At 64.8% G+C, this 20,056-nt stretch carries 16 protein-coding genes and 1 pseudogene; 7 read left to right on the top strand and 10 right to left on the bottom strand.

The genetic code is table 11. From position 1 onward, the window contains the following. The first annotated feature begins 54 nt into the window (after positions 1–54). The 5 genes from SB764_RS23830 (at position 55) to SB764_RS23810 (ending at position 5,661) form a co-directional block, all read left to right on the top strand. Positions 55–1,326, top strand: a complete 1,272-nt coding sequence (locus SB764_RS23830; protein WP_244145650.1) for a major royal jelly family protein — start codon at positions 55–57, stop codon at positions 1,324–1,326. 167 nt (positions 1,327–1,493) lie between these two features. Beyond that, complete coding sequence (locus SB764_RS23825) at positions 1,494–2,498, top strand: C-terminal binding protein (protein ID WP_202035021.1); 1,005 nt, start codon at positions 1,494–1,496, stop codon at positions 2,496–2,498. 134 nt (positions 2,499–2,632) lie between these two features. Continuing rightward, positions 2,633–3,283: an RraA family protein gene (locus SB764_RS23820; RefSeq protein WP_065058568.1), complete on the top strand. Its 651-nt coding sequence runs from the start codon at positions 2,633–2,635 to the stop codon at positions 3,281–3,283. After that, a complete protein-coding gene (locus SB764_RS23815) occupies positions 3,270–4,217 on the top strand; it encodes a sugar kinase (RefSeq protein WP_321901370.1) in 948 nt (315 codons plus the stop codon). The genes SB764_RS23820 and SB764_RS23815 overlap by 14 nt, the downstream gene beginning before the upstream one ends. 103 nt (positions 4,218–4,320) lie before the next feature. Beyond that, on the top strand, positions 4,321–5,661 hold the full coding sequence (locus SB764_RS23810) for an MFS transporter (RefSeq protein ID WP_110327359.1): 1,341 nt from the start codon (positions 4,321–4,323) through the stop codon (positions 5,659–5,661). 114 nt (positions 5,662–5,775) lie between these two features. Here SB764_RS23810 and SB764_RS23805 read toward each other — a convergent pair whose 3' ends face one another. The 6 genes from SB764_RS23805 to SB764_RS23780 all read right to left on the bottom strand — a co-directional run bounded on the left by SB764_RS23805 (position 5,776) and on the right by SB764_RS23780 (position 10,995). Continuing rightward, positions 5,776–6,603 (bottom strand): IclR family transcriptional regulator, encoded by an 828-nt coding sequence (locus SB764_RS23805; RefSeq protein WP_410865120.1) that lies wholly within the window; start codon positions 6,601–6,603, stop codon positions 5,776–5,778. A 140-nt stretch (positions 6,604–6,743) separates the two neighbouring features. Next, positions 6,744–7,472 carry an SDR family NAD(P)-dependent oxidoreductase gene (locus tag SB764_RS23800; RefSeq protein ID WP_065058562.1) on the bottom strand — a complete coding sequence of 243 codons (729 nt, stop codon included), beginning with the start codon at positions 7,470–7,472 and terminating at the stop codon, positions 6,744–6,746. Positions 7,473–7,518: 46 nt separating this feature from the next. Then, a complete protein-coding gene (locus SB764_RS23795; protein ID WP_065058560.1) occupies positions 7,519–8,820 on the bottom strand; it encodes an MFS transporter in 1,302 nt (433 codons plus the stop codon). A gap of 71 nt (positions 8,821–8,891) precedes the next feature. Then, on the bottom strand, positions 8,892–9,629 hold the full coding sequence (locus tag SB764_RS23790; RefSeq protein ID WP_065058559.1) for an SDR family oxidoreductase: 738 nt from the start codon (positions 9,627–9,629) through the stop codon (positions 8,892–8,894). Beyond that, the gene (locus SB764_RS23785; protein WP_065058558.1) at positions 9,626–10,147 is read right to left on the bottom strand and encodes a 2,4'-dihydroxyacetophenone dioxygenase family protein; all 522 of its coding nucleotides are present in this window, start codon (positions 10,145–10,147) and stop codon (positions 9,626–9,628) included. Before SB764_RS23785 ends, SB764_RS23790 begins: the two co-directional genes overlap by 4 nt. A gap of 293 nt (positions 10,148–10,440) precedes the next feature. Continuing rightward, entirely contained in the window at positions 10,441–10,995 is a 555-nt protein-coding gene (locus SB764_RS23780) for a hypothetical protein (protein ID WP_176080083.1), read from the bottom strand. Positions 10,996–11,400: 405 nt separating this feature from the next. Between SB764_RS23780 and SB764_RS23775 the strand changes: the two genes are divergently transcribed. Together SB764_RS23775 and SB764_RS23770 are read left to right on the top strand one after the other, a co-directional pair. Further along, positions 11,401–12,570, top strand: coding sequence for a porin (locus SB764_RS23775; protein ID WP_065058554.1), 1,170 nt, complete (start codon positions 11,401–11,403; stop codon positions 12,568–12,570). Positions 12,571–12,879: 309 nt separating this feature from the next. Then, a pseudogene (locus SB764_RS23770) lies at positions 12,880–13,235 on the top strand (IS3 family transposase); the annotation flags it as partial. Between the two features lie 363 nt (positions 13,236–13,598). On the opposite strand, the gene SB764_RS23765 reads toward SB764_RS23770, so the two are convergent. The 4 genes from SB764_RS23765 to SB764_RS23750 are packed head-to-tail and all read right to left on the bottom strand — an operon-like array spanning position 13,599 to position 20,012. Continuing rightward, positions 13,599–15,053, bottom strand: a complete 1,455-nt coding sequence (locus tag SB764_RS23765) for an efflux transporter outer membrane subunit (protein WP_410865117.1) — start codon at positions 15,051–15,053, stop codon at positions 13,599–13,601. A 39-nt stretch (positions 15,054–15,092) separates the two neighbouring features. Continuing rightward, positions 15,093–16,220: an ABC transporter permease gene (locus SB764_RS23760; protein ID WP_065058551.1), complete on the bottom strand. Its 1,128-nt coding sequence runs from the start codon at positions 16,218–16,220 to the stop codon at positions 15,093–15,095. A gap of 3 nt (positions 16,221–16,223) precedes the next feature. Then, positions 16,224–19,028 (bottom strand): ribosome-associated ATPase/putative transporter RbbA, encoded by a 2,805-nt coding sequence (gene rbbA, locus SB764_RS23755; protein WP_410865115.1) that lies wholly within the window; start codon positions 19,026–19,028, stop codon positions 16,224–16,226. Between the two features lie 3 nt (positions 19,029–19,031). Beyond that, positions 19,032–20,012, bottom strand: coding sequence for an HlyD family secretion protein (locus SB764_RS23750; RefSeq protein WP_183714964.1), 981 nt, complete (start codon positions 20,010–20,012; stop codon positions 19,032–19,034). Positions 20,013–20,056: the final 44 nt, after the last annotated feature.

Raw genomic sequence — 20,056 nt, 5'->3', positions numbered from 1 at the left:
GAAGAAAGCAAACGAAGAAGTCAAACGAGAAAGACAGACCGGAGGAGATGCTTCATGCAGGAGATCAACAACAAAGCGGCGAGGCTGTTGACGAGCCGACGCTGGATGAGCGCGCTGCTGGCCGGCGCGGCGCTGATGACGGCGGCGGGCGTGCAGGCCGCGTCGGACGGGCAGGGCGCACAGGCGGAACCCGCCGTGCCGAAGCTCGAAGTCGTGGCGCAGTGGAACCGCTTGCCCTACGACCTCGGCGACCCGAAAGCCGAGCAGGCCTACGACGCGAATCAGACCTACAAGAAGGTGCTGCTGCAAGGCGTCAAGCTCGACTCGAAGGGCAATATGTATGTGAGCACGGCGCGCTGGGGCGGCCCCGAAGTGCCGGCCACGCTCTCGAAGCTCGTGAAGAAGGACGGCCAGTGGGAACTGCAGCCGTTCCCGAGCCTCGCGATGAACAAGGTCGGCGACCCGCAGGCGCTGCAATCGGTGCTGGGCTTCGAGATCGATCGCAACGACGTGATGTGGATTCTCGACCAGGGCCATATTGCCGGTCAGCCTTCGGCGCCGGGCGCGGAAAAACTCGTGCTCTGGGACCTCAAGACCAATCGCGAATTGCAGAGCTACGACTTTAGCGACGCCGATTCCGACAAGAAATGCTCGTTCCTCAACGACGTCGTGGTCGATAACGACCGCGACTTCGCCTATATCACCGACTCGGGCATCTTCTGCGATCACCTGCACGGCGGCCTGATCGTCTACGACCGCAAGCACAATCGCGCGCGCCGCGTGCTCGATCAGACCGTCTTCACGACGGACGAAGCGGGCTTCCAGTTCCGCATCGACAACCAGAACGTGCTGAGCAAGACGCCGATGCGCACGGGCGCGGACGGCATCGCGCTGTCCGGCGACAAGAAAACGCTCTACTGGACCAATCTGTCCGGCCACACGCTGTATTCGCTCGACACCGCGCTGTTGCGTGATTTCAGCACCAGCGAGTCGGCGCTGCGGACCTCGGTCAAACGCGTGGCCACGCTGCCGTCGAACACCGACGGCATGATCGCCGACCGCGCGGGCAACCTCTATATGACCGCGCTCGAAATGAACGGCATCATGTATCGCGATGCGAAGACCGGCAAGATTTCGACCTATGTGATTCATCCCGAGATGGTCTGGCCCGACACGATGAGTTGGGGTCCGGACGGCAATCTCTACGTGGTCGCGGGCCATCTGAATCTGTGGGTCGACAACGCGATGGATTTCGATCATCCCGCCGTGCCGAATTTCCGCATCTGGAAGGTGCAGGCGCACGGCCGCAGCTATAGCGCGCAGTAAAGACGCAGCAAAGCCGCAGTAACGCATTTGCAGTGACCGCAGTAAAGCGGGCCGCGCGGCCGGAGTTCTGCACTCCGGTTGCGCGCGCCCAGGCAAACTCGCGCGCGTTCGGGCGTTGATCGGCTTCAATCAGCTTCGGGCGCGCGCAGTCGTGGAGGCAGGCAAGGGTGGAAAGCAGAAGTCTCGAAGAGGATCGCGGCGCGCCGCGCAAACGCGTGGTCGTGATCGACGATGGCTACGGTTCGTATGAAACGGAGCAACGGATTCTGGCGGCGGTGAATGCCGACGTCGTGGTGCTGCCATGTCGCGGCGACGCTGCGCGCGTGCGCGAAGTGGCCGCCGACGCCGACGCGCTGCTGGTGCGCGAATCGCCCGTGAACGCTGCCGCGATCGCGGCGATGCAGCGTTGCCGCGCGATCGTGCGTTATGGCATTGGCGTCGATAACGTCGATCTCGACGCCGCGCGCGACAAGCGCATCTACGTGGCGAACGTGCCCGATTACGGCGTGGAAGAGGTGAGCGATCAGGCGCTCGCGCTGCTGATGGCGGTCGCGCGTTACACGGTGCGCCGCGACGGCGCGGTGCGGGCGGGCGCGTGGAATGTGTCGCGCGAGCAGAAGATGTATCGCATCGCCGGTCGCACGCTCGGTCTCGTGGGTTACGGGCGCATCGCGCGCGCGTTCGAGCGCAAGATGCGCGGCATGGGCGTGGCGCGCGTGCTCGTGTATGACCCGTTTCTCGATCCCGCGAAAACGCCGGGCGTCGAATGCGTGGATCTCGACACGCTCTGCGCGGAAAGCGATTACATCTCGCTGCATTCGCCGCTCACGCCGGACACGCGCAAGCTCATCAACGCGGCGCGTCTCGCGCGTATGAAGCCGACGACGATACTCGTGAACACCGCGCGCGGCGGCCTGATCGACGAAGCCGCGCTGATCGACGCGCTGCAACGCCGCGCGATCTTTGGCGCCGGTCTCGACGTGTTCGAAAACGAGCCGCCGCGCGCCGATCATCCACTGTTTGCGTGCGAAAACGCCGTGCTCTCCGATCACACCGGCTGGTATTCCGAAGATTCGGTGGCGGAATTGCAGACCAAGGCCGCGCAGGAAGTGGCGCGCGTGCTGGGCGGCGATCAGCCGAAACACTGGGTCAATCCGTGGAGCGCTGTTTAAGCGTACACGTCAAGCACACAACTCAAGCGCATTCGCGCACCACGAAGGCAGACGGCGGCACCTGATTTTCAGGCGCGGCTGTTATTCAGTTAATTAGTCATGCTATTGAAAGTATGAAACAAGGAGTGAAGTTTATGGAACTGCAAGCGCTCATCAGCGGATTCGAAAAAGTGGCGACGGCCTCGGTCGCCGACGCGGTGGACCTGATCGCGGGCCGCCGCGGCTTTATGGATCAGGCGATCAAGCCGCGCATCAACGAACGCAAGATCGTCGGTCCCGCCGTTACGATCCTCGAAGCGCCCACGCACGAAAAAGTCCCGCCGCAGCATGCGCTCGACGCCATCGACGAATCGCCGGAGGGCAGCGTGATCGTGATCGGCATCTATGGCGAGCCGAATGTGGCCGTGTGGGGCGGTCTGATGACGGCAGGCGCGGTGGCCAATCGCCATGCAGGCGCGATTCTCGACGGCGGCGTGCGCGACATCACGGAAATTCGCCGCGACTACGATTTCCCGGTGTATTCGCGCTCGGTGTCGCCGGGCACGACGGTGGGCCGCTTCACGACACTCGCGGCGAATATCGAAGTGGAATGCGGCGGCGTGAAGGTCAACGCGGGCGACATCATCGTGGCCGATATCGACGGCGTGGTGGTTGTGCCGCGCGAGCACGCGGAAGCCGTGCTCAAGATGTCCGAGGAGATCGACGCGCGCGAACTCGAGCAGGCGCGCCTGATCATCGGCGAAAAGTCGCTGCGCAAGGGACTCGCGAAATATGGCCGCATCTGACGTGAAGCCGGCCGACACGCCTGCGATCCTCGCGCTTGGCGAGCCGATGATCGAGTTCAACCAGTCGGCCTCCGACGACGCGCGTCAGTTCCTGCAAGGCTTCGGCGGCGACACGTCGAACTTCTGCGTGGCGGCGGCGCGCCAGGGCGCGAGCGTCGGCTACGTCACGCGCCTCGGCGACGACGCGTTCGGCAAGCTGTTCCTCCATCTGTGGCGCGCCGAAGGCGTGGACGTGCAGGGCGTCGCGAGCGATGCGCAGTCGCACACGGGCGTCTATTTCGTGACGCACGATGCGAGCGGCCACGCGTTCAGCTATCTGCGCAAGGATTCGGCGGCGAGCCGGATGTCGCCGCAGACGCTGCCGCGCGATCTGCTGGCGGGCACGCGCTTCCTGCACGTCTCGGGCATTTCGCAGGCCATCAGCGCGAGTGCCTGCGATGCCGTGTTCGAAGCGATCGCCGTCGCGCGGCAGGCTGGCGCGGCGATCTGCTACGACCCGAACGTGCGGCTCAAGCTCTGGCCGCTGGCGCGGGCGCGCGCGGTGATCGAAGCGACGGCGCGCGAAGTCGACTATATGTTGCCGAGTCTCGAAGACGCGCAAACGCTTACCGGCCTGAACGACGCCGAGGCGATCGTCGCGCATTACCTCGCGCTGGGCGTGCGCGTCGTGTGCCTGAAGCTGGGCGGCGACGGCGTGCTGGTCGCGCGCGGCGAGCAGCGCACGCGCATCGCGGGCCATGCGGTGAACGTGGTCGATGCAACGGGCGCGGGCGATTGCTTCGATGGCGCCTTCGTCGCGCGTCTCGCGGCCGGTGACACGCCCGAGGACGCCGCGCGTTACGCCAACGCGGCGGCGGCGCTCTCGACGCAAGGCTTCGGTGCGGTGGCGCCGATTCCGCGTCCGGACGCCATTGCCGCGCAGCTGAAAAACTGAACGGTGCATGACCGGCGCGCGCTGCGAACGTGGCGCGCGCCAATCACAATTTCGTCAACGAATAAAGCAGCGTCACAAGCTGGACAGAGGTGAGGAGACACCCATGAGCACCGATATCGCGCTCGAAAAGCGCACCATGAGCAAGGTCACGCGGCGTCTGATGCCGTTTCTGATCCTGCTGTACTTCTTCGCGTTCCTCGATCGCGTGAACGTCGGCTTTGCCGCGCTCACGATGAACCGCGATCTCGGCCTGACCGCCTCGCTGTTCGGCTGGGGCGCAGGCATTTTCTTCATCGGTTATTTTCTGTTCGAAGTCCCAAGTAATCTCGCGCTCGCCAAAACGGGCGCGCGGATCTGGCTGGCGCGCATCATGATTACGTGGGGCATCGTCTCGGCGTGCGGCGCGCTTGTCAAGGGACCGGCCAGCTTCATGACGCTGCGTTTCGTGCTGGGCGCGGCCGAAGCGGGCTTCTTTCCGGGCGTGATTCTCTATCTGACGTTCTGGTTTCCCTCGCGTTATCGGGCGCAGATTATCGGGCTGTTCATGCTCGCGAATCCGGTATCGACGGCGCTCGGCTCGATCGTCTCCGGTTTCATTCTACGCATGGACGGCTTGCTCGGCGTGGCGGGCTGGCAGTGGCTGTTCATCCTCGAAGGCATGCCTTCGGTGGTGATGGGTTTCATCACGCTGCGCTATCTCAGCGATGCGCCTTCAAAGGCGCGCTGGCTCGACGCCGACGAGCGCGACTGGCTCGATCGGCAGATCAGCAGCGAAGCGGCGGAACGCGCGCGCAAGCACAAGCTCTCGCTTGGCCAGACGCTGATGAATCCGCATGTGCTGCTGCTCGGCCTGATCTATTTCCTGATCGTGACGGCGAATAACGGCCTCGTGCTCTGGCAGCCGCAGATCATGAAGGCGCTCGGTCTCGCCGAGCATTGGGTCGGGCCCGTGAACGCGATTCCGTTCGTGGTCGGTGCGATCACCATGCTGGTTTGGGGACGCCTCGCCGACCGGCGCGGCAAATACCGCATCGACCTCGCCTGTGCGTGCACGGTCGCGGCGGTGGGGCTGGCGCTCGCGGCATCGTCGACGCAACCGCTCATGGTGATCGCAGGCCTCGTGCTCGCGGCGGTAGGCGGTTATGGCGCGCTGCCCGCATTCTGGGCCTTGCCCACCACGTTCCTTTCGGGCACGGCAGCGGCGGCCGGTATCGCGCTGGCGAATTCGATCGGCAATCTGGGCGGTTTCGCCGGGCCCTATCTGATCGGCTATGTGCGCTCGACGACTTCCGGCTACGGCTACGGTCTCGCGATGCTCGCCGTCGCGGCGCTGCTCGCGGGTCTGATCAGCCTGTGCGCGCGCGGTCCTTCGGGCAGCGACGAAGCGGAGGCCTTCGACGGCCAGATCGACGCGCACGCGCATCGCCCGTCACGCGGTCATTGACGATAAACGACGGATGATAAAAACGCCCGCGACGCCGTTTGGAGCACGGCGGAGCGGGCGTTATTTTGTTTGATCGGAGCGGAAGATCTGGCGGCAGAGGTGCGCGTTCAGCGCTCAGCGCGCCGCAACCGGTCCGAGCCGCGCGGCAATCGTGCGGCACGCCGCAAGCAGCGGCTCGATGTAATGGCGTTGCGCGTCCGCCTCGCGGCGGAACATCGGCATGCTGATGCTGATGCAGCCCGCCGCGCGTCCGTCCGCGCCGCGAATCGCCGCGCCATAGCACCAGATCGACTGTTCGTTTTCCTCGCGGTCTTCCGCGTAGCCGCGTTGCGCCGTGAGTTCGATTTCGTGGCGGATCGCGTCGAGATCGGTCATCGTGTGTTCGGTGAAGCGCGTGCGCGGCGCGCGTTCTAGCAGCGGTTCGCGCTCGGCGGCCGTGAGCGTCGCGAGCCACGCTTTGCCGACCGAACTCGACGTCAGCGACACGCGCGTGCCGATGCGCGAAGCCATGCGCACCGCGTGCGGGCTTTCGAGCTTCTCGATGTAGACCATTTCGCCGTCGCTCGGCACCGCGAGATGCACGGTTTCCGAGGTGGCGTTGCGCAGCTCCATGAGCGCGTCCACGGCCGCGATACGCAGATCGGAGCGCTCCCAGGCCCGGCTCGCGAGATTGACGAGGCGCGGACCGAGCCCGAACGTATTGCCGCCGCCATGCGCCACCACCAGCCCTTCGGCCTGCAAGGCCGCGACGATGCGATGCACGGTCGGGCGCGGATAGCCGCTGGCCGTCGCGAGTTTCGCGACATTGGGCGGCGTTTCGGCGTCCGCGATCAGTTGCAGGACCGCGATGAACTTCGAAAACGCGGCGGCGCCCGCCACCGCCGTGGCAGCAGAGGGCACGGCGAATGAAGCGGGCGGAGCGGACTTTTCGGAATTCGACATCGGCGAACGAGGAGGCGGAAATGCGGGCAATCAGTCAGGCCGCGAGGCCACGGGTCGCGCCATTATGCCCGCAAACCCGGCGTGCGAAAATCCGCGTCGCCGGGCCGCGATGCGCGCGCGATGCCCGTGCGTTCACACGCTCACGCGCAGAGATAGCCGCCGTCGATCGGCACGATCGCGCCGGTCATGAACGACGCGGCCGGCGAGCACAGGAACGCCGCCACGTTCGCGACTTCTTCGGGCAGGCCCCAGCGCTTCATCGGCGTGCGTTCGAGAATGCCTTGCGAGCGGCTGCTGTCGTCCTGCAAGGCCTGCGTGAGCGGCGTTGCGATCCAGCCAGGCGCGATGGCGTTGACGCGAATCGAGTCCGCCGCATAGGCAATCGCGAGCGAGCGCGTGAGCTGCGCCACGCCGCCCTTGCTCGCGCTATAGGCGGGCACGAGTCCGCCGCCGAAGAAACTCAGCATCGACGCCGTATTGACGATGCAGCCCGACGACGCCTTCAGCAACGCACGCGCGCTCGAACACACGCGCATCGTGCCGTTCAGATTGATGTCGAGCACGCGCTCGAACACCTCGATTTCGTGCTCTTCCACGCGGCTGATGACGCCCGCGCAGTTCACGACGATGTCGAGCCGATCGCAGGTGCCGATCAGGGCGGCGACGTCGTCGGAGGAACGCACGTCGAGATTGGCGCGCTGCACGCCGGCGTCGAGCGCGTCGGGCGTGCCTGCGGGCGGCGGCAGGCCGGCCGCGACCGTGCGCGCGCCGAGTTGCGCGAGGCGGTTCGCAATCGCCGCGCCGATGCCGGAGAAGCCGCCCGTGACGAGCGCGACTTTGCCTTCGAGAAGATTGCTCTGGAATGTCATGATGATGTCCGGTGTGTATCGGTATGTTCGAGAAAAGTGCCTGAAATCAGGTGGTTTGCGCGGCGGCGGCGTGGGTTGCGTCGTCGGGTTTCACTTCCTTCACGACGAACAGATAGACGAAGGCCGCAGCGAACGCGATGGCGGCGCTGATGAGCAGCGCGTTGACGAACGAGTGTGTCTGATCGACCACGATGCCCGTGATGACGGGCGCGAACGAGCCGCCGAGATAGCCGCCGAAGTTCTGCATGCTGCCGAGCGACGCCACCAGATGACGCGGCGCGGCGATGCTCACGAGCGCCCACGCGCTGCCGCTGGCGAGATTCACGAAGAACATCGCGAGCGAAACGTAGGTGATGGCGAGCGCCGTGCTCGGCGTGTAGGCGGCGGGCACCGTGAACGCGGCCGCGCCGATCAGCCCGACGCACACCGGCCACTTGCGGCTGCGAATCGGCGCGACGCCGCGCTTGAGCAGGTAGTCGGCGATAAAACCGCTGCCCGCCATGCCGATCGTGCCGAACACATAGGGAATCGCGACCAGCCAGCCCGTGTGCGCGATGCTCAGGTGGCGCTCTTTCTCCAGGTAGCCCGGCAGCCACGTGAGGTAGAGCCAGACCATGTAGATCACGCCCATGAAGCCGAAAATCATGCCCCACGTGTTGCGCAGTTTGAGCAGCATGCCCCATTCGGCAAAGCTGATGCCTTTCGCGCGCGGCGGCTCTTTCGCGCCGTCTTCGAGCCACGCGGTTTCGTCGGCGCTCAGCGCGACCTGATCGCGGTTGCGATAGACCGCATACCAGCCGATCGACACCAGCACGCCGAGCACGCCCATGATGACGAACATCGGACGCCAGCCGAACGACAGCATCAGCACGGTGAGCAGCGGCGGCGCGATCATCGGCGCAATCGTCGACGAGGAAATGAAGGTGCCGGTTGGTCCGCCGCGCTCGCGCACCGCGAACCACTCGTGAATCACTTTCGCGCCTGCGGGAAAGAGCGGCGCTTCGGCCACGCCGAGCACGACGCGCGCGATGAGAAAGTGATTGAGTGTCTGGATGAAGCCGCCCGTGACTTGCGCGACCGACCAGACCAGCATGCCGAGCCCGAGCATCACGCGCGAGCCAAAACGGTCGAGCAGAGCGCCCACCGGCAACTGCGCGAACGCATAGGCAAGCGAAAACGCCGAGAGCAGCAGGCCCATTTCCGACGCGTTCAGATGCAGTTCCTGCGCGACCGAATGATTGGCGATCGACAGCGTGCTGCGGTCCAGATAATTGACGATGCCGGCCACCGTGAGGAAAGCGACGGCGACCGTCTGGATGCGTTTGAGCCGGGGCGATTTGGTCGGCATGGCTCGTCTCCTGAAAATTGTAATAAGTGCCGGTCGGATCGCGCGTTGCGGGTTCGAAACCTGCGTCGAACTCAGTAAGTCGCGCGTCCGCCGGATAGGTCGAAGGTGGCGCCGGTGCTGAACGTGCAGGAATCGGAGCATAGCCACAGCACGAGATCGGCGACTTCCTGCACGGTGCCGAGGCGGCCGAGCGGGCTCTTGTCGATCATCGTCTGCACGTGCGCGGGCGACATCTGTGCGAGCAGCGGCGTGTCCACGGCGGCGGGTGCGATCGCGTTGACGAGCACGCCCGTCTGCGCGAGTTCCTTGCCGAGCGATTTGGTCAGCGCGATCACACCGGCTTTCGCGGCGCTGTAGGCCGAGGCATTCGGCGTGCCTTCCTTGCCCGCGAGCGAGGCCACGTTGACGATGCGGCCCGCGCCCGCGTTGCGCATCGCCGGCACGACATGCCGGCACACGTGATACGTGCCGAGCAGATTCACGTCGACGATGTGCTGCCATTCGTCGGGCGAATAAGCGTCGAGTGGCACGGTCGATCCGGCGAAACCCGCGTTGTTGACCAGAAAATCGATGCGCCCGAATTCGGCGAGCGTGGCGGCCAGCGCGGCGTCGACGGTCTGCGCCCGCGTGACGTCCACTTCGACGTGACGCGGCGCATGCAGCGCGGACGTGTCGCCCGCGACGCGATCCCAGTTGACGGTGCGCGCGCCGAAGCTCGCGAAGGCGTCGCAGATCGCGCGGCCGATGCCGCCCGCCGCGCCCGTCACCACGGCCACGCGTCCGCTGAAGTCGTAGCGGGCCGCGCTCATCGGATGAACTGGTCCACGTAGTCTTCGCCGAGACCGACCGACGCGTAGTGCTTGCGGCACATGTCGATCTTCGTGAAGACGTCTTCGTAGCCCGTGTAGTTTCCGTACGGATCGCAATAGAACATCACGCCGTTCACCTGGAAGTAGGTGATCATTTCCTCGACGTCGTCCGGCACGTAGAGCGTGTGCGTCTCGCCCGGCGGTTCGTAGACGTAGCTGCCCTCGGTCGCTTCCCAGTCGTGTTCGAGATAGCGCCAGCGGCCCTTGAGAACCATGCCGTGGACCGCCTGCGGATGACGATGGCGGCTCAGCACGCCCGACTTGCGCACGCGCAGCAGGTTCATCCAGTAGCCCTGCGAGGCGTTCAGACAGAGCGGGCGGAACCACACGTTCTCGGCTTGCGGCACCCAGACGCGTTCATCGGTGGGAATGGCGGAAGGCACGACGATTTCCTGTTGCGCTTCCTTCGGAAACGGCAACTGATAGGGCGTCATCGGCGAAAAATCCTGGGTCGACATGCGGGGGGCTCCTTGTTGTTTGTCCATAATATGGACGCGCAGTCCACGATATGGTTGATTTTGAGCTAGATCAAGGAAGCGGGTCAATGCCAGGGTATGCCCGTAGAGGACGAGCGGCGGCGCGAGAGCATTTGTGTCGCCGTTCAAGTAGTTTAATTTGGCATCCGAAGTATTTGGGTGGCGGCTGTCATCACGCGAAGCATCGGGTGTCAGGCGTCAGGCGTCAGGCGTCAGGTGTCAGGCGTCAGGCGTCAGGCGTCAGGTGTCAGGCGTCAGGCGTCAGGCGTCAGGCGTCAGGCAAGCAGCGTCGTCAGTCCGACGCAGGCGGTAATCACGGGCGCGAGCGAGCGGAATCGGGCGGTCAGGTTCGCCAGCCGGTTGCCCGCCCACACGCCGAGCCAACCCATCAGCACGTAGAGCACGACGAGCATCGTGCAGATCCACGGCGCGATGTCCGTACCGTTTCGCGCGAGGACGGCCGAATAGATCAGCAGATTGTCGGTGCTCACGGAAAGAAACGCCGACACCATCACGCCCATCGAAAGCGTAAGCGGAACGACAGGCTGAGAAGACGCGGCGTCACGGCGCGAGCCGCGTGCGAGTTGCACGAGACCGATCGTCAGGGGCACGACGCCGAAGTAGCGCGACGGGATCGCCACCGAGTTGGCCGCGAGGAAAACCAGCAGGCTCAGCGCCACCACGCCTGCGCCGGTCGCGACGAATGCCGCGAATAACCGGAACGGTCTCGCGGAAGCCGAGAAGGCCAGAATGAGCGCGGCCGAATCCATATTCGTCGCGACAAAGGCCGCGAAAGTGGCCGAAAGGATGGTGAATGGCAGGGCGGTCACGCGGTGAATCCTGATGAACGAGGCGTCATTTTGAGGCCGTTGGCGCGCATCAGTCCAGTCGTTGCGCGTTGAATGGCGCTGCCATTGCGACGATTACATTTGCCTGAATTCAGCTTGCCATGACTGAAATAACGTTAGCTTTTTGGTGAAATTCCAACAGTTTCATCTGAATCAGAAAATTAAACGTCGACGCGTAAGCCCCGCGCAGACGCGTTTTGCGGCTGATGCACGATGAATTCCGATTTCTTCAATTGTGAATTTCAATCCCTGATTTCTCGCGACTTTTGATTAAACCTAGACTGCCCGTTCTGCTGCTGCCGAGTCGCGCTGCAGAACCGGTAAAGACCGCCATAGCGGCACGCCGGCAATCATTCTTATTAATTCAGTCAGTTTGGAAGGTTATCGATGAAGATCAAGAAGACCGTTATGGCGGTAGCAGCGGTGATGCCGCTTTTTTTCCTCGCGAGCGCCGCGCACGCTCAAAGCAGCATTACGCTTTATGGCCTCATCGATGAAGGTCTGAATTTCACCAGCAATGCGGGCGGGCATTCGGCGTGGGCGATGTCGAGCGGCGACACCGCAGGCAGCCGCTGGGGCCTGAAAGGCAGTGAAGATCTGGGCGGGGGCTACAAAGCGATCTTCAAACTGGAAAACGGCTTCAACATCAATACGGGCAAGCTTGGGCAGGATTCCAGCATGTTCGGGCGTCAGGCCTACGTGGGGCTGTCGTCGGACCACTACGGGACAATCACGCTGGGCCGCCAATACGATACGAGCGTCGACGACTACGGCTTCGCCAGCTTGACCGCCGCGGGCAACTGGGCCGGCGACATCTCCGCGCATCCGTTCGACAACGACAACGCGGATTGGGATTACCGCGTAAATAACGCCGTCAAATACGTGTCGCCGACGTGGCGCGGCCTCACGGGCGAAGCGATGTACGGCTTCAGCAACGAGGCGGGCGGTTTCGCCAACAACCGCATGTGGGGCGCGACGCTCAACTATCAGAACGGCAACTTTACGGCAGCGGCCTCGTATCTGAAGATGAACAATCCGGGCCTGACGACGACCGGCGCGATTCCGACCGGCGATCTCTTCGACGGCGCGTCGCAGCAGACAATCGGTCTCTCGGCGAGCTATCGTTTCCCGAAGGTCGCTGTTGCCGCCGCGTGGTCCCATGTCGACGTCTACGATCCGACCGGCAACGTGTGGCTGAACAACACGAGTCTGTCGAACGGCGCGAACTGGAATTCATGGAAGTTCGACAACTTCGAACTGAATTCGCAGTACTTCTTCACGCCGACGTTGTGGCTCGGAACCGCGTATACGTTCACGATGGCGCATCTTTCGTCGACGGCCGGCAGCTACGTGCCCAAGTGGCACCAGATCAGCGTCATGCTCGACTATGACCTGAGCAAGCGTACGTCGCTTTATGTTCAGGGCGCGTGGCAGCACGTGGTGAGCGCGCATACGGGTACGGACTTCGATGAGGCGCAGATTGTCGATGCGTCGGCCGGTGCATCGTCGGGCGTGAACCAGATGGTGTACCGCGTCGGGATCATGCATAAGTTCTGATGGTTTAGGTGAGGCTGTGTTCGGGCTCGGCTGGCTGGTTCGCTGGCTGGTCGGGCTTGGGTGCGGCGAGTTGCAGACTTACGAACTGTGCGGGTTGCGGTTTTGGGATCATAAAAATATATTGATTCCTGGCATCTTCGGGATGGTGTTGCGTGGGGTTGGTTCTCCATTATGAGCGCAGCGAGTGTCCAATGCGGCGGCCGGCACCCCAGGTCGATCCAGTTGGACGGGTTCATCGTGCTTTCTTCCCGGACAATCCAGTGGCCGCCGTCGCCGGCCCGGTGGGTGTTGTGCGGTTTCCCGCAGCAGTTGCATTACGACACAAAGCCGGACCACGAGAACGAGGTGCTAGCGGCGCGTCTGGTGGAGCTGGCGCACGAACGTCATCGGTTCGGCGACCGCCGGTTGCACGCCCTGGTGGACGCGAAGGCACACACGCCAATCACAAGCGAATTTATCGCTTGTACGGTGAAGCAAGGCTGACTGTGCGGCAGCGGCGCAGGCGCCACGGCGTAATGATTGAACGCGCGCAACTGGCGCTGCCGAAAGCGCCGAACGAGGTGTGATCAATCGATTTCGTGATGGACGCACTTGCCAACGGCCGGCGCGTGAAGTGCCTGACTGTCGTCGACGATTTCACGAAAGAGGCTGTCGACATCGTCGTCACCCAACGTCGTGCTCGCGGTTGGCAACAATCTCAACGACGTCGGGATGAGCGGATCGCGGGTAAAGCACCAAAGTAAATCCGCAATTGTGCTTGCACTTAGCGGGGAAGCCCTTGAAGTACTTCGCGCGCAAATTCTGGCGGTTTGGCTGAGAAGGGGGCGATTGATAAATGACGTGCAAAGCGTTCGATTGTGCGAAATGCGCGGTCGCGCGACGCCCTGTTACAGGCTTATCCACGTCTTGCTACTGGCATTTTCTGCACGAGAAGTGCGATTCTCCCAAGATAAGCAAGAGGATGATTGGCAAAGGCAATGCTTCGAGCACGCCATCGGTTTTGCTTCCTGCCCGCAGTTCCCGCAGACTCATGTGCGTGCATCAATCAAACACATTGGCGTCGGCGGTGGCTGGGCGGCAGTTGCGTCGTCGCCTTCCGCCCAGCCACCGCCCAGCGCGAGGTACAGCTTCACCGTTGCCAGTGCGGCGTCGGTTTGCGCCAGCGCCAGTTCGACCTCGCGCTGTAACGCATCGATACGTGCGTTGAGCGCATCCTCCAGCGTGCGCTGTCCGCCTTCGTACAATTGCCGGGCGCTCCGCGCGTTGCGGCGGGCGACGTCGAGCGAGGCTTCGAGGCGCGCGCTGCGCGCATCGAAGCCGTGACGTAGCCCGTACGCGTTATCCACTTCTTCAAGCGTCTGTAGCAGCGCCTTGTCATGCTGCGCGAGCGCGGCCTGCAAGCGCGCATCGTTTGCGGCGACGTTAGCGCGCAGTCGTCCCGCATTGAAGATCGGCAGGTCCGCGCCAACCCCGATGAGCCCGCCGGTGCCTGACAAGCCCGGCAATCCGTCCAGATGCACATGGCCGTCGAGGCCGATGAACGTGAGATAGAAGCGCGGAAAGAGATCGGCCTTCGCGCTGCCGAGCCGGGCCGCCTGCGCGCGCACGAGCGCGGCGCTCGCCCTCACGTCGGGACGGCGTTCGAGCACGGAGGAGGGCACTTCGCCCGCGGGCACGGGCGGGACTTCCAGCGTGCCGGGCGCTCCAAGCGGCGTGGCGTCCTGCGCGGCGCGGCCCGTGAGCACCGCGAGGCGCCGTTCGCGCACGGCGATCTCGCTCACGAGGAGTGGCCGCTGCGCCTCCGTGCGGGCAATCTGGTCGTCCACGCGGCCCAGGTCGTAGCGCGTTGCCTGACCGGCCGCGAAGCGTGCGTCGGCGTAGTTTCGCAATGCGCGCAGCGTGTCGAGAGTGCGGTCGAGCACCGCGAGCCGCCGTTGCAGCCCGCGCGCCGAGAGGTAGTTTTGCGCAACTTCCCCGGCGACCGCGATGTGCGCACCGCGCAGTTGCTCCTGCGCCGCATCGGCCATCGCGGAGGCGGCTTCGGCGTCGCTCGCGTGGCGTCCGAACACGTCGACTTCCCAGGTCGCGCTCACCCCGCCCGCCCAGGCGTCGAGGTCAGGCGAATCGTCGGGAGCGCCGGACGGATCGCGCAGATTGCCAAACCCGTGTGCGGCTCCCGCCTGTGCGGACAGCGACGGGTAGCGCACCGCATCGGCCATCGACGCGATCGCGCGCGCCTCGCGCACGCGTGCCTGTGCTGTGCGCAGGTCGTCGTTCGAGCGCAGGGCGGCCTCGACATAGCCCGTCAACTCGGGGTCTTGCCACGTCCGCCACCAGTTCGTGAGATCGGCGGCGGCGTGCGCGGAAGGCACTTGAGAGAAAGCGGCGGGAGCTTCGCGCTGCGGCGGCACGTCCACCTTGACGAGCGAGGTGCAGCCCGCAAGCGCGGCCACGAGGCACAGCGCGCAGGCGCGCAGCGTCATGGATGGGGGCGAGGGATAACGTGGACGAATCATCGCGGTTCAGCCTTGTTGCGCGAGCATGGAGCGAAAGCGCGCGAGTGCGAGCAGCAGAAAGAGAGCGCCTGCGGCACTCACGCCGGCGAGCTGAGGCCACACGATGTCGAGGCCCGCGCCCCGAAACAGGATGGCCTGGGTCAACGACACGAACTGGGTGGTCGGCAGCAGCTTCACGAACGGTTGCATCGCCACCGGCATGCTTTGCACCGGCGTGGCCGCGCCGGACAGCAGATACGCGACCGCGTAGGTCGGCACCGCGAGCAGGCCGAACTGGGGCATGGCGGGCGCGAGCGTGGCGAGCCACATGCCGAGCGCCGTGACGGAAAAGAGGTACAACGCGGTGCTGAGCGCGAAAAGCCCGAGCGAGCCCTCAAGCGGTACGCGCAGCCACAGGTTGACGACGAGCACGAGCGAGAGCAGCGAGACGACAAAAATGACGAGTCCATTCGCGAGGATCTTCGCCACAGCAATCTCGCTCGCGCGCACGGGCATCACAAGCAGGTGCTCGATTGTGCCGTGCTCGCGCTCGCGGATCACGGCCGCGCCCACGAGAATGATCGACAGCACCGTGATATTCACGACGATCTGCATGCTCGAGGTGAACCAGTACGATTCGGTGTTCGGGTTGAACAGCACATGCACCACCGCTTGCGCGGGCAATTGCGCCTGAGCGTTGCGCGCGTGCAGGAACGCGAGCGTTTCGGCAACGAAGATCTGCTGGAGATAAGCGGTGCCGAGTCCCGCCTGGGTCATCGCCGTCGCATCGACGAGCACCTGCACGCTGGGCGCGCGGCCCGCGAGCACGTCGGCTTCGAAGCGCGGCGGAATCTCGATCGCGAAGATGTAGGTGCCGCGATCGAGCGCCGCGTCGATGTCGCGCAGCTCGACGTCCACGGGTGGCCTGAAGTAGGGCGGCTGGATCGCCGCGCGCAGTTGCCGCGAAAGCTCCGAATGGTCGGCATCGACGATGGCGACCGACGCATTCGAGACTTCGGCCTTGATGCCTTTGGCGACTGAGTACACGGCAAACGTGAAGGCGAACGCGATCAGCGCCATCAGCGTGGCGTCGCCGAACAGGCTGAAGATCTCCTTGTGCGCGAGGCGGGCGACGTTTCGGAACCATTGCAGCATTGCCTATGCCTCCTGCTTCGGCAGCAGGCACCACGCGCCGAACAGATAGGCGAGCGCAAAGCCGAGCAGCGCGACATACATTGTGCCGAAGCTCTCCATGCCAAGCCCTTTCGTGAAGCTGCCGAGGCTCACGAGCTGGAACCACGAAGAGGGAAAACCGATGCCAGCCCAGTAGCTTGTGCCGGTGAGGGTGGAAACCGGGTAGAGCAGCCCCGAGAAGTTCACGGACGGAATGAGGCAGAGAATCGCTGTGCCGAAGATCGCAGCGACCTGCGAGCGAACGAACGTCGAAACGAGCAGGCCGAGCCCCGTGGCCGCCAGAACGAACAGCAGCGCGCCGATGGACAATGCAACGAACGAGCCCTTGAGCGGCACACGCAGCACTGTCACTGTCAGCATGACGAGCATCAGATAGCTCAGCATCGCAAGCGCCGCATACGGTATTTGCTTGCCGAGCAGGTACTCGCCCACACTCGCTGGGGAAGCGTAGAGGTTCGTGATCGAGCCCATTTCCTTTTCCCGCACGACGCCGAGCGCGGTCAGCATGGTGGGAATCAGGATCAGCGCGAGCATGATGATGCCCGGCGTGATGGCGTAGATGCTGCGGAACGTTTCGTTGTAGACAAAACGGGTTTCCACGCTCATCGGCAGCGTGGGCTGCGCGACGGGCGCGCGCGCCATCTGCGTGCTCACGTACTGCAGCAGCACGGCGTTCACGTAGGTGTCGATCGTCGCGCCCGGAAACGGGCTCGATCCGTCCACGTAGAAGGCGAGTTCCGGGCGGCGGCCGGCCAGCAGGTCGCGGCCGAAGTCAGGTGGAATTTCCACCACCAGTTGCGCGTCGGCGGTCTGTAAGAGTCGCCCGGCGGCGGCGTCGCTGCGCGCCTCGCCGGATGGCACGAAATAGTGCGAGCCCGCGAACTGCTCGATCAGTTCGCGGCTCGCCACGGTGCGGTCGCGGTCTAGCGTGGCGAAGCGCACGTTGTCCACGTCGAACGAGACGCTCCATGCGGCGGCGAGCAGCAGCACGATCGGGCCGAGCAGCGCGAACGCGAGCCGCAGCCGGTCGCGCGCGAGTTCGAGCGTTTCGCGGCGCGCGAATGCCCAGATGCGCGCGAGCTGCGGCACGGCGGCAAGCGCGCCCGCCATCCTGGACGCGCGGCGGGGCGCTTTTGCCGCCTTCCCTGCATCGGCGATCGGGGCTGCCGAAGCGGCGCCTTTCGCCGTGCCGGTGGATTGCGCCTCATCGCGATGCGCGTCTTCGAGCCAGGCGACGAACGCGTCTTCCAGCGTCGCCGCGTGGCGCGCTTCGCGCAGCGCCTCGGGCGTGCCGACTGCGAGCACGCGCCCGCGATGCATGAACGAGATGCGGTCGCAGCGTGCGGCTTCGTTCATGAAGTGTGTGGAGATGAAAATGGTCACGTGCGCTTCGCGCGACAACCTGGCCAGATGCCGCCAGAACATGTCGCGCGCGCCGGGATCGACGCCTGAAGTGGGCTCGTCGAGAATCAGCACTTCCGGCCCGTGCAGGCAGGCGGCGGCCAGTTGCAGCCGCTGGCGGATGCCGAGCGAAAGGCTGGCTGGCCGGTCGTCGGCATACGGCGCGAGTTCGAAGTCATTAAGCGAGCGTGTGACCGCGCTCCTCGCGCGCTCGCCCTCCATGCGGTAGAGCTTGGCGTGCAGTTCGAGGTTCTGGCGCACGCTCAATTCCTCGTACAGCGAGAACGACTGCGACATGTAGCCCACTTTCATACGCGTGCTCATGTCGGCGGCCTTCACGGGCTTGCCGAGCAATGTGGCCGTGCCTTCGGTGGCGTCCAACAGACCAGTCAGCATTTTCATCGTGGTCGTCTTGCCGCAGCCATTCGAGCCGAGAAAGCCGAAGATTTCGGCTCGCTCGATGCGAAAGCTCACGTGATCGACGGCGACGAACGAGCCGAAGCGCCGCGTCAGCCCGACGGCCTCGATTGCGGGCGGCCCCGCAATCTGCTCGCGTGGCGCGATGACCAGCTTGCCCGCATCCCCGCGCTTTTGTTCTGGCAGGAGCGCGACATAGGCGGCTTCCAGGTTCGGCGTCCCCGCGCGGCGCAGCACCGCTTCGGTGCTGTCGCTCACCAGCACGCGGCCGTCGTCCATGGCGACCAGATGCTCGAAGCGCTGGGCCTCTTCCATATACGCAGTCGCCACGATCACGCTCATGCCTGCGTGCTCATGCCGCAGGTCGTCGACGAGGGTCCAGAACTGCCGGCGCGACAGCGGGTCAACGCCCGTGGTCGGTTCGTCGAGGATCAGCAGGTCGGGGTTGTGCACGAGCGCGCAGCACAGGCCCAGCTTCTGCTTCATGCCGCCGGACAGCTTGCCCGCGGGCCGGTCGGGGAAGGGCGCAAGGCCCGTCGCGTCGAGCAGCCGGGCGATGCGACGGGCGCGCTCGGCGTCCGCGAGTCCGAACAGCCGCGCGAAGAAGTCGACGTTTTCGTAGACCGACAACGTTGGATAGAGATTGCGCCCGAGCCCCTGCGGCATGAACGCAATGCGCGGCAGCACGCGCTCCCGCGCATCTCGTACGCGCAGGTCCGTGCCGAGCGCGCTCACTTCGCCGTGCTGCACGCGCTTGACCCCAGCGATGAGACCGAGCAGCGTCGATTTGCCCACGCCGTCCGGGCCGATCAGGCCGATCGTCGTACGCGCGGGCAGGACCAGCGAGACACCGTCAAGCGCGCGTATCGCACCGTATTGGTGCGATACGCCGGCGATGCAGATCGCTTCGCCATCCTTACGAAGCGCCGTGACTTCGCCCTCAAGCCCCATCGCCTAGCTCCCGCGTACGGCGAGCGCCTGGGGCCACGGGCGCGACGGATCGACGCGCACATAGCCTTCGCCGGTCATGCCGCCTTTCAGGCGCGAGGCCAGCTTGCGCGCGACGTCGAGCGGCAACTGGAGCTTCACGCGGTACATGAGCTTCGCTCGCTCACTATCGGTTTCGACATACTTGGGCGTGAACTGCGCGTCGTCCGACACATAGCTGATGCGCGCGGCGATGGGCTCGCGAGGGAACGCATCGAGCACGATGCGGGCGTCCGCGCCGATGGCTAGCTTGCCCGCCTGCGGGCCGGGCAGAAAAATCGTGAAGTAAATGTCGTCGGGATTGAGCATCGACACCACGCGGCCGCCTGCCGGGAGCACCGTGCCCACCTCGACCACGCGATATTCGACGCGCCCCGCGAGCGGCGCGCGCACGATCGTGTCGTTGAGCACGGCTTGCATCCGCGCGACCTGGGCATCGGCCTCCGCTATGGCGGACTGCGCTTCGGCGCTTGCCGCGCGCGCGGCGCTTTCGCCCGCCTGCGCGCCTTCCAGCGCGAGACGGCGGCGATCGCGCTCGACTGGCGAAATCTGCGCATCGTCGAACAGTTTGATTGCCTGCGAAGATTCGAGCTGCGCGAGGCGCACCTGAGCGCCGCTTGCGTCGAGCTGGGCGGCGGCGCGGGTCGCGGCGTCCGCCGCGCGTTCGCGGATGGCCTTCGCCGCGTCGAGCTGGGCGCGCAGCTCGTCGTTGTCCTGACGGGCAACGACGGCGCCCGCTGCGAGCACGTCGCCCTCGTGCACCGGAAGGTCGACAATACGGCCGCCGTATTTCACCGCCACATCGACGCGCGCGAGTTCGAGCCGACCGTTCGCTTGCGCAACGTTATCAGGTAGACTCCGCCCCTGGTTGCGCTGCCAGACGACGGCGGCACCGATCGCCGCAACACTCGCGACTGCTGCGAGCGTCCAGACAAGCTTCTTGTTCATCAACTACCCTGCGTAGCGTGTTGAATGTGCCCCATGACATTCGC

The organism is Paraburkholderia sp. SIMBA_027, from assembly GCF_046535315.1.
Lineage (GTDB): Bacteria > Pseudomonadota > Gammaproteobacteria > Burkholderiales > Burkholderiaceae > Paraburkholderia > Paraburkholderia tropica.
This window is presented reverse-complemented; position numbering and strand designations above follow the sequence as displayed.

What these genes read in the sequence shown, in the direction of transcription:
- SB764_RS23830 (WP_244145650.1), top strand. Translation starts at nt 55, where the DNA reads ATGCAGGAGATCAACAACAAAGCGGCGAGGCTGTTGACGAGCCGACGC.
- SB764_RS23820 (WP_065058568.1), top strand. Translation starts at nt 2,633, where the DNA reads ATGGAACTGCAAGCGCTCATCAGCGGATTCGAAAAAGTGGCGACGGCC.
- SB764_RS23815 (WP_321901370.1), top strand. Translation starts at nt 3,270, where the DNA reads ATGGCCGCATCTGACGTGAAGCCGGCCGACACGCCTGCGATCCTCGCG.
- SB764_RS23810 (WP_110327359.1), top strand. Translation starts at nt 4,321, where the DNA reads ATGAGCACCGATATCGCGCTCGAAAAGCGCACCATGAGCAAGGTCACG.
- SB764_RS23805 (WP_410865120.1), bottom strand. Translation starts at nt 6,603, where the DNA reads ATGTCGAATTCCGAAAAGTCCGCTCCGCCCGCTTCATTCGCCGTGCCC.
- SB764_RS23800 (WP_065058562.1), bottom strand. Translation starts at nt 7,472, where the DNA reads ATGACATTCCAGAGCAATCTTCTCGAAGGCAAAGTCGCGCTCGTCACG.
- SB764_RS23795 (WP_065058560.1), bottom strand. Translation starts at nt 8,820, where the DNA reads ATGCCGACCAAATCGCCCCGGCTCAAACGCATCCAGACGGTCGCCGTC.
- SB764_RS23790 (WP_065058559.1), bottom strand. Translation starts at nt 9,629, where the DNA reads ATGAGCGCGGCCCGCTACGACTTCAGCGGACGCGTGGCCGTGGTGACG.
- SB764_RS23785 (WP_065058558.1), bottom strand. Translation starts at nt 10,147, where the DNA reads ATGTCGACCCAGGATTTTTCGCCGATGACGCCCTATCAGTTGCCGTTT.
- SB764_RS23775 (WP_065058554.1), top strand. Translation starts at nt 11,401, where the DNA reads ATGAAGATCAAGAAGACCGTTATGGCGGTAGCAGCGGTGATGCCGCTT.
- SB764_RS23765 (WP_410865117.1), bottom strand. Translation starts at nt 15,053, where the DNA reads ATGACGCTGCGCGCCTGCGCGCTGTGCCTCGTGGCCGCGCTTGCGGGC.
- SB764_RS23760 (WP_065058551.1), bottom strand. Translation starts at nt 16,220, where the DNA reads ATGCTGCAATGGTTCCGAAACGTCGCCCGCCTCGCGCACAAGGAGATC.
- rbbA (WP_410865115.1), bottom strand. Translation starts at nt 19,028, where the DNA reads ATGGGGCTTGAGGGCGAAGTCACGGCGCTTCGTAAGGATGGCGAAGCG.
- SB764_RS23750 (WP_183714964.1), bottom strand. Translation starts at nt 20,012, where the DNA reads ATGAACAAGAAGCTTGTCTGGACGCTCGCAGCAGTCGCGAGTGTTGCG.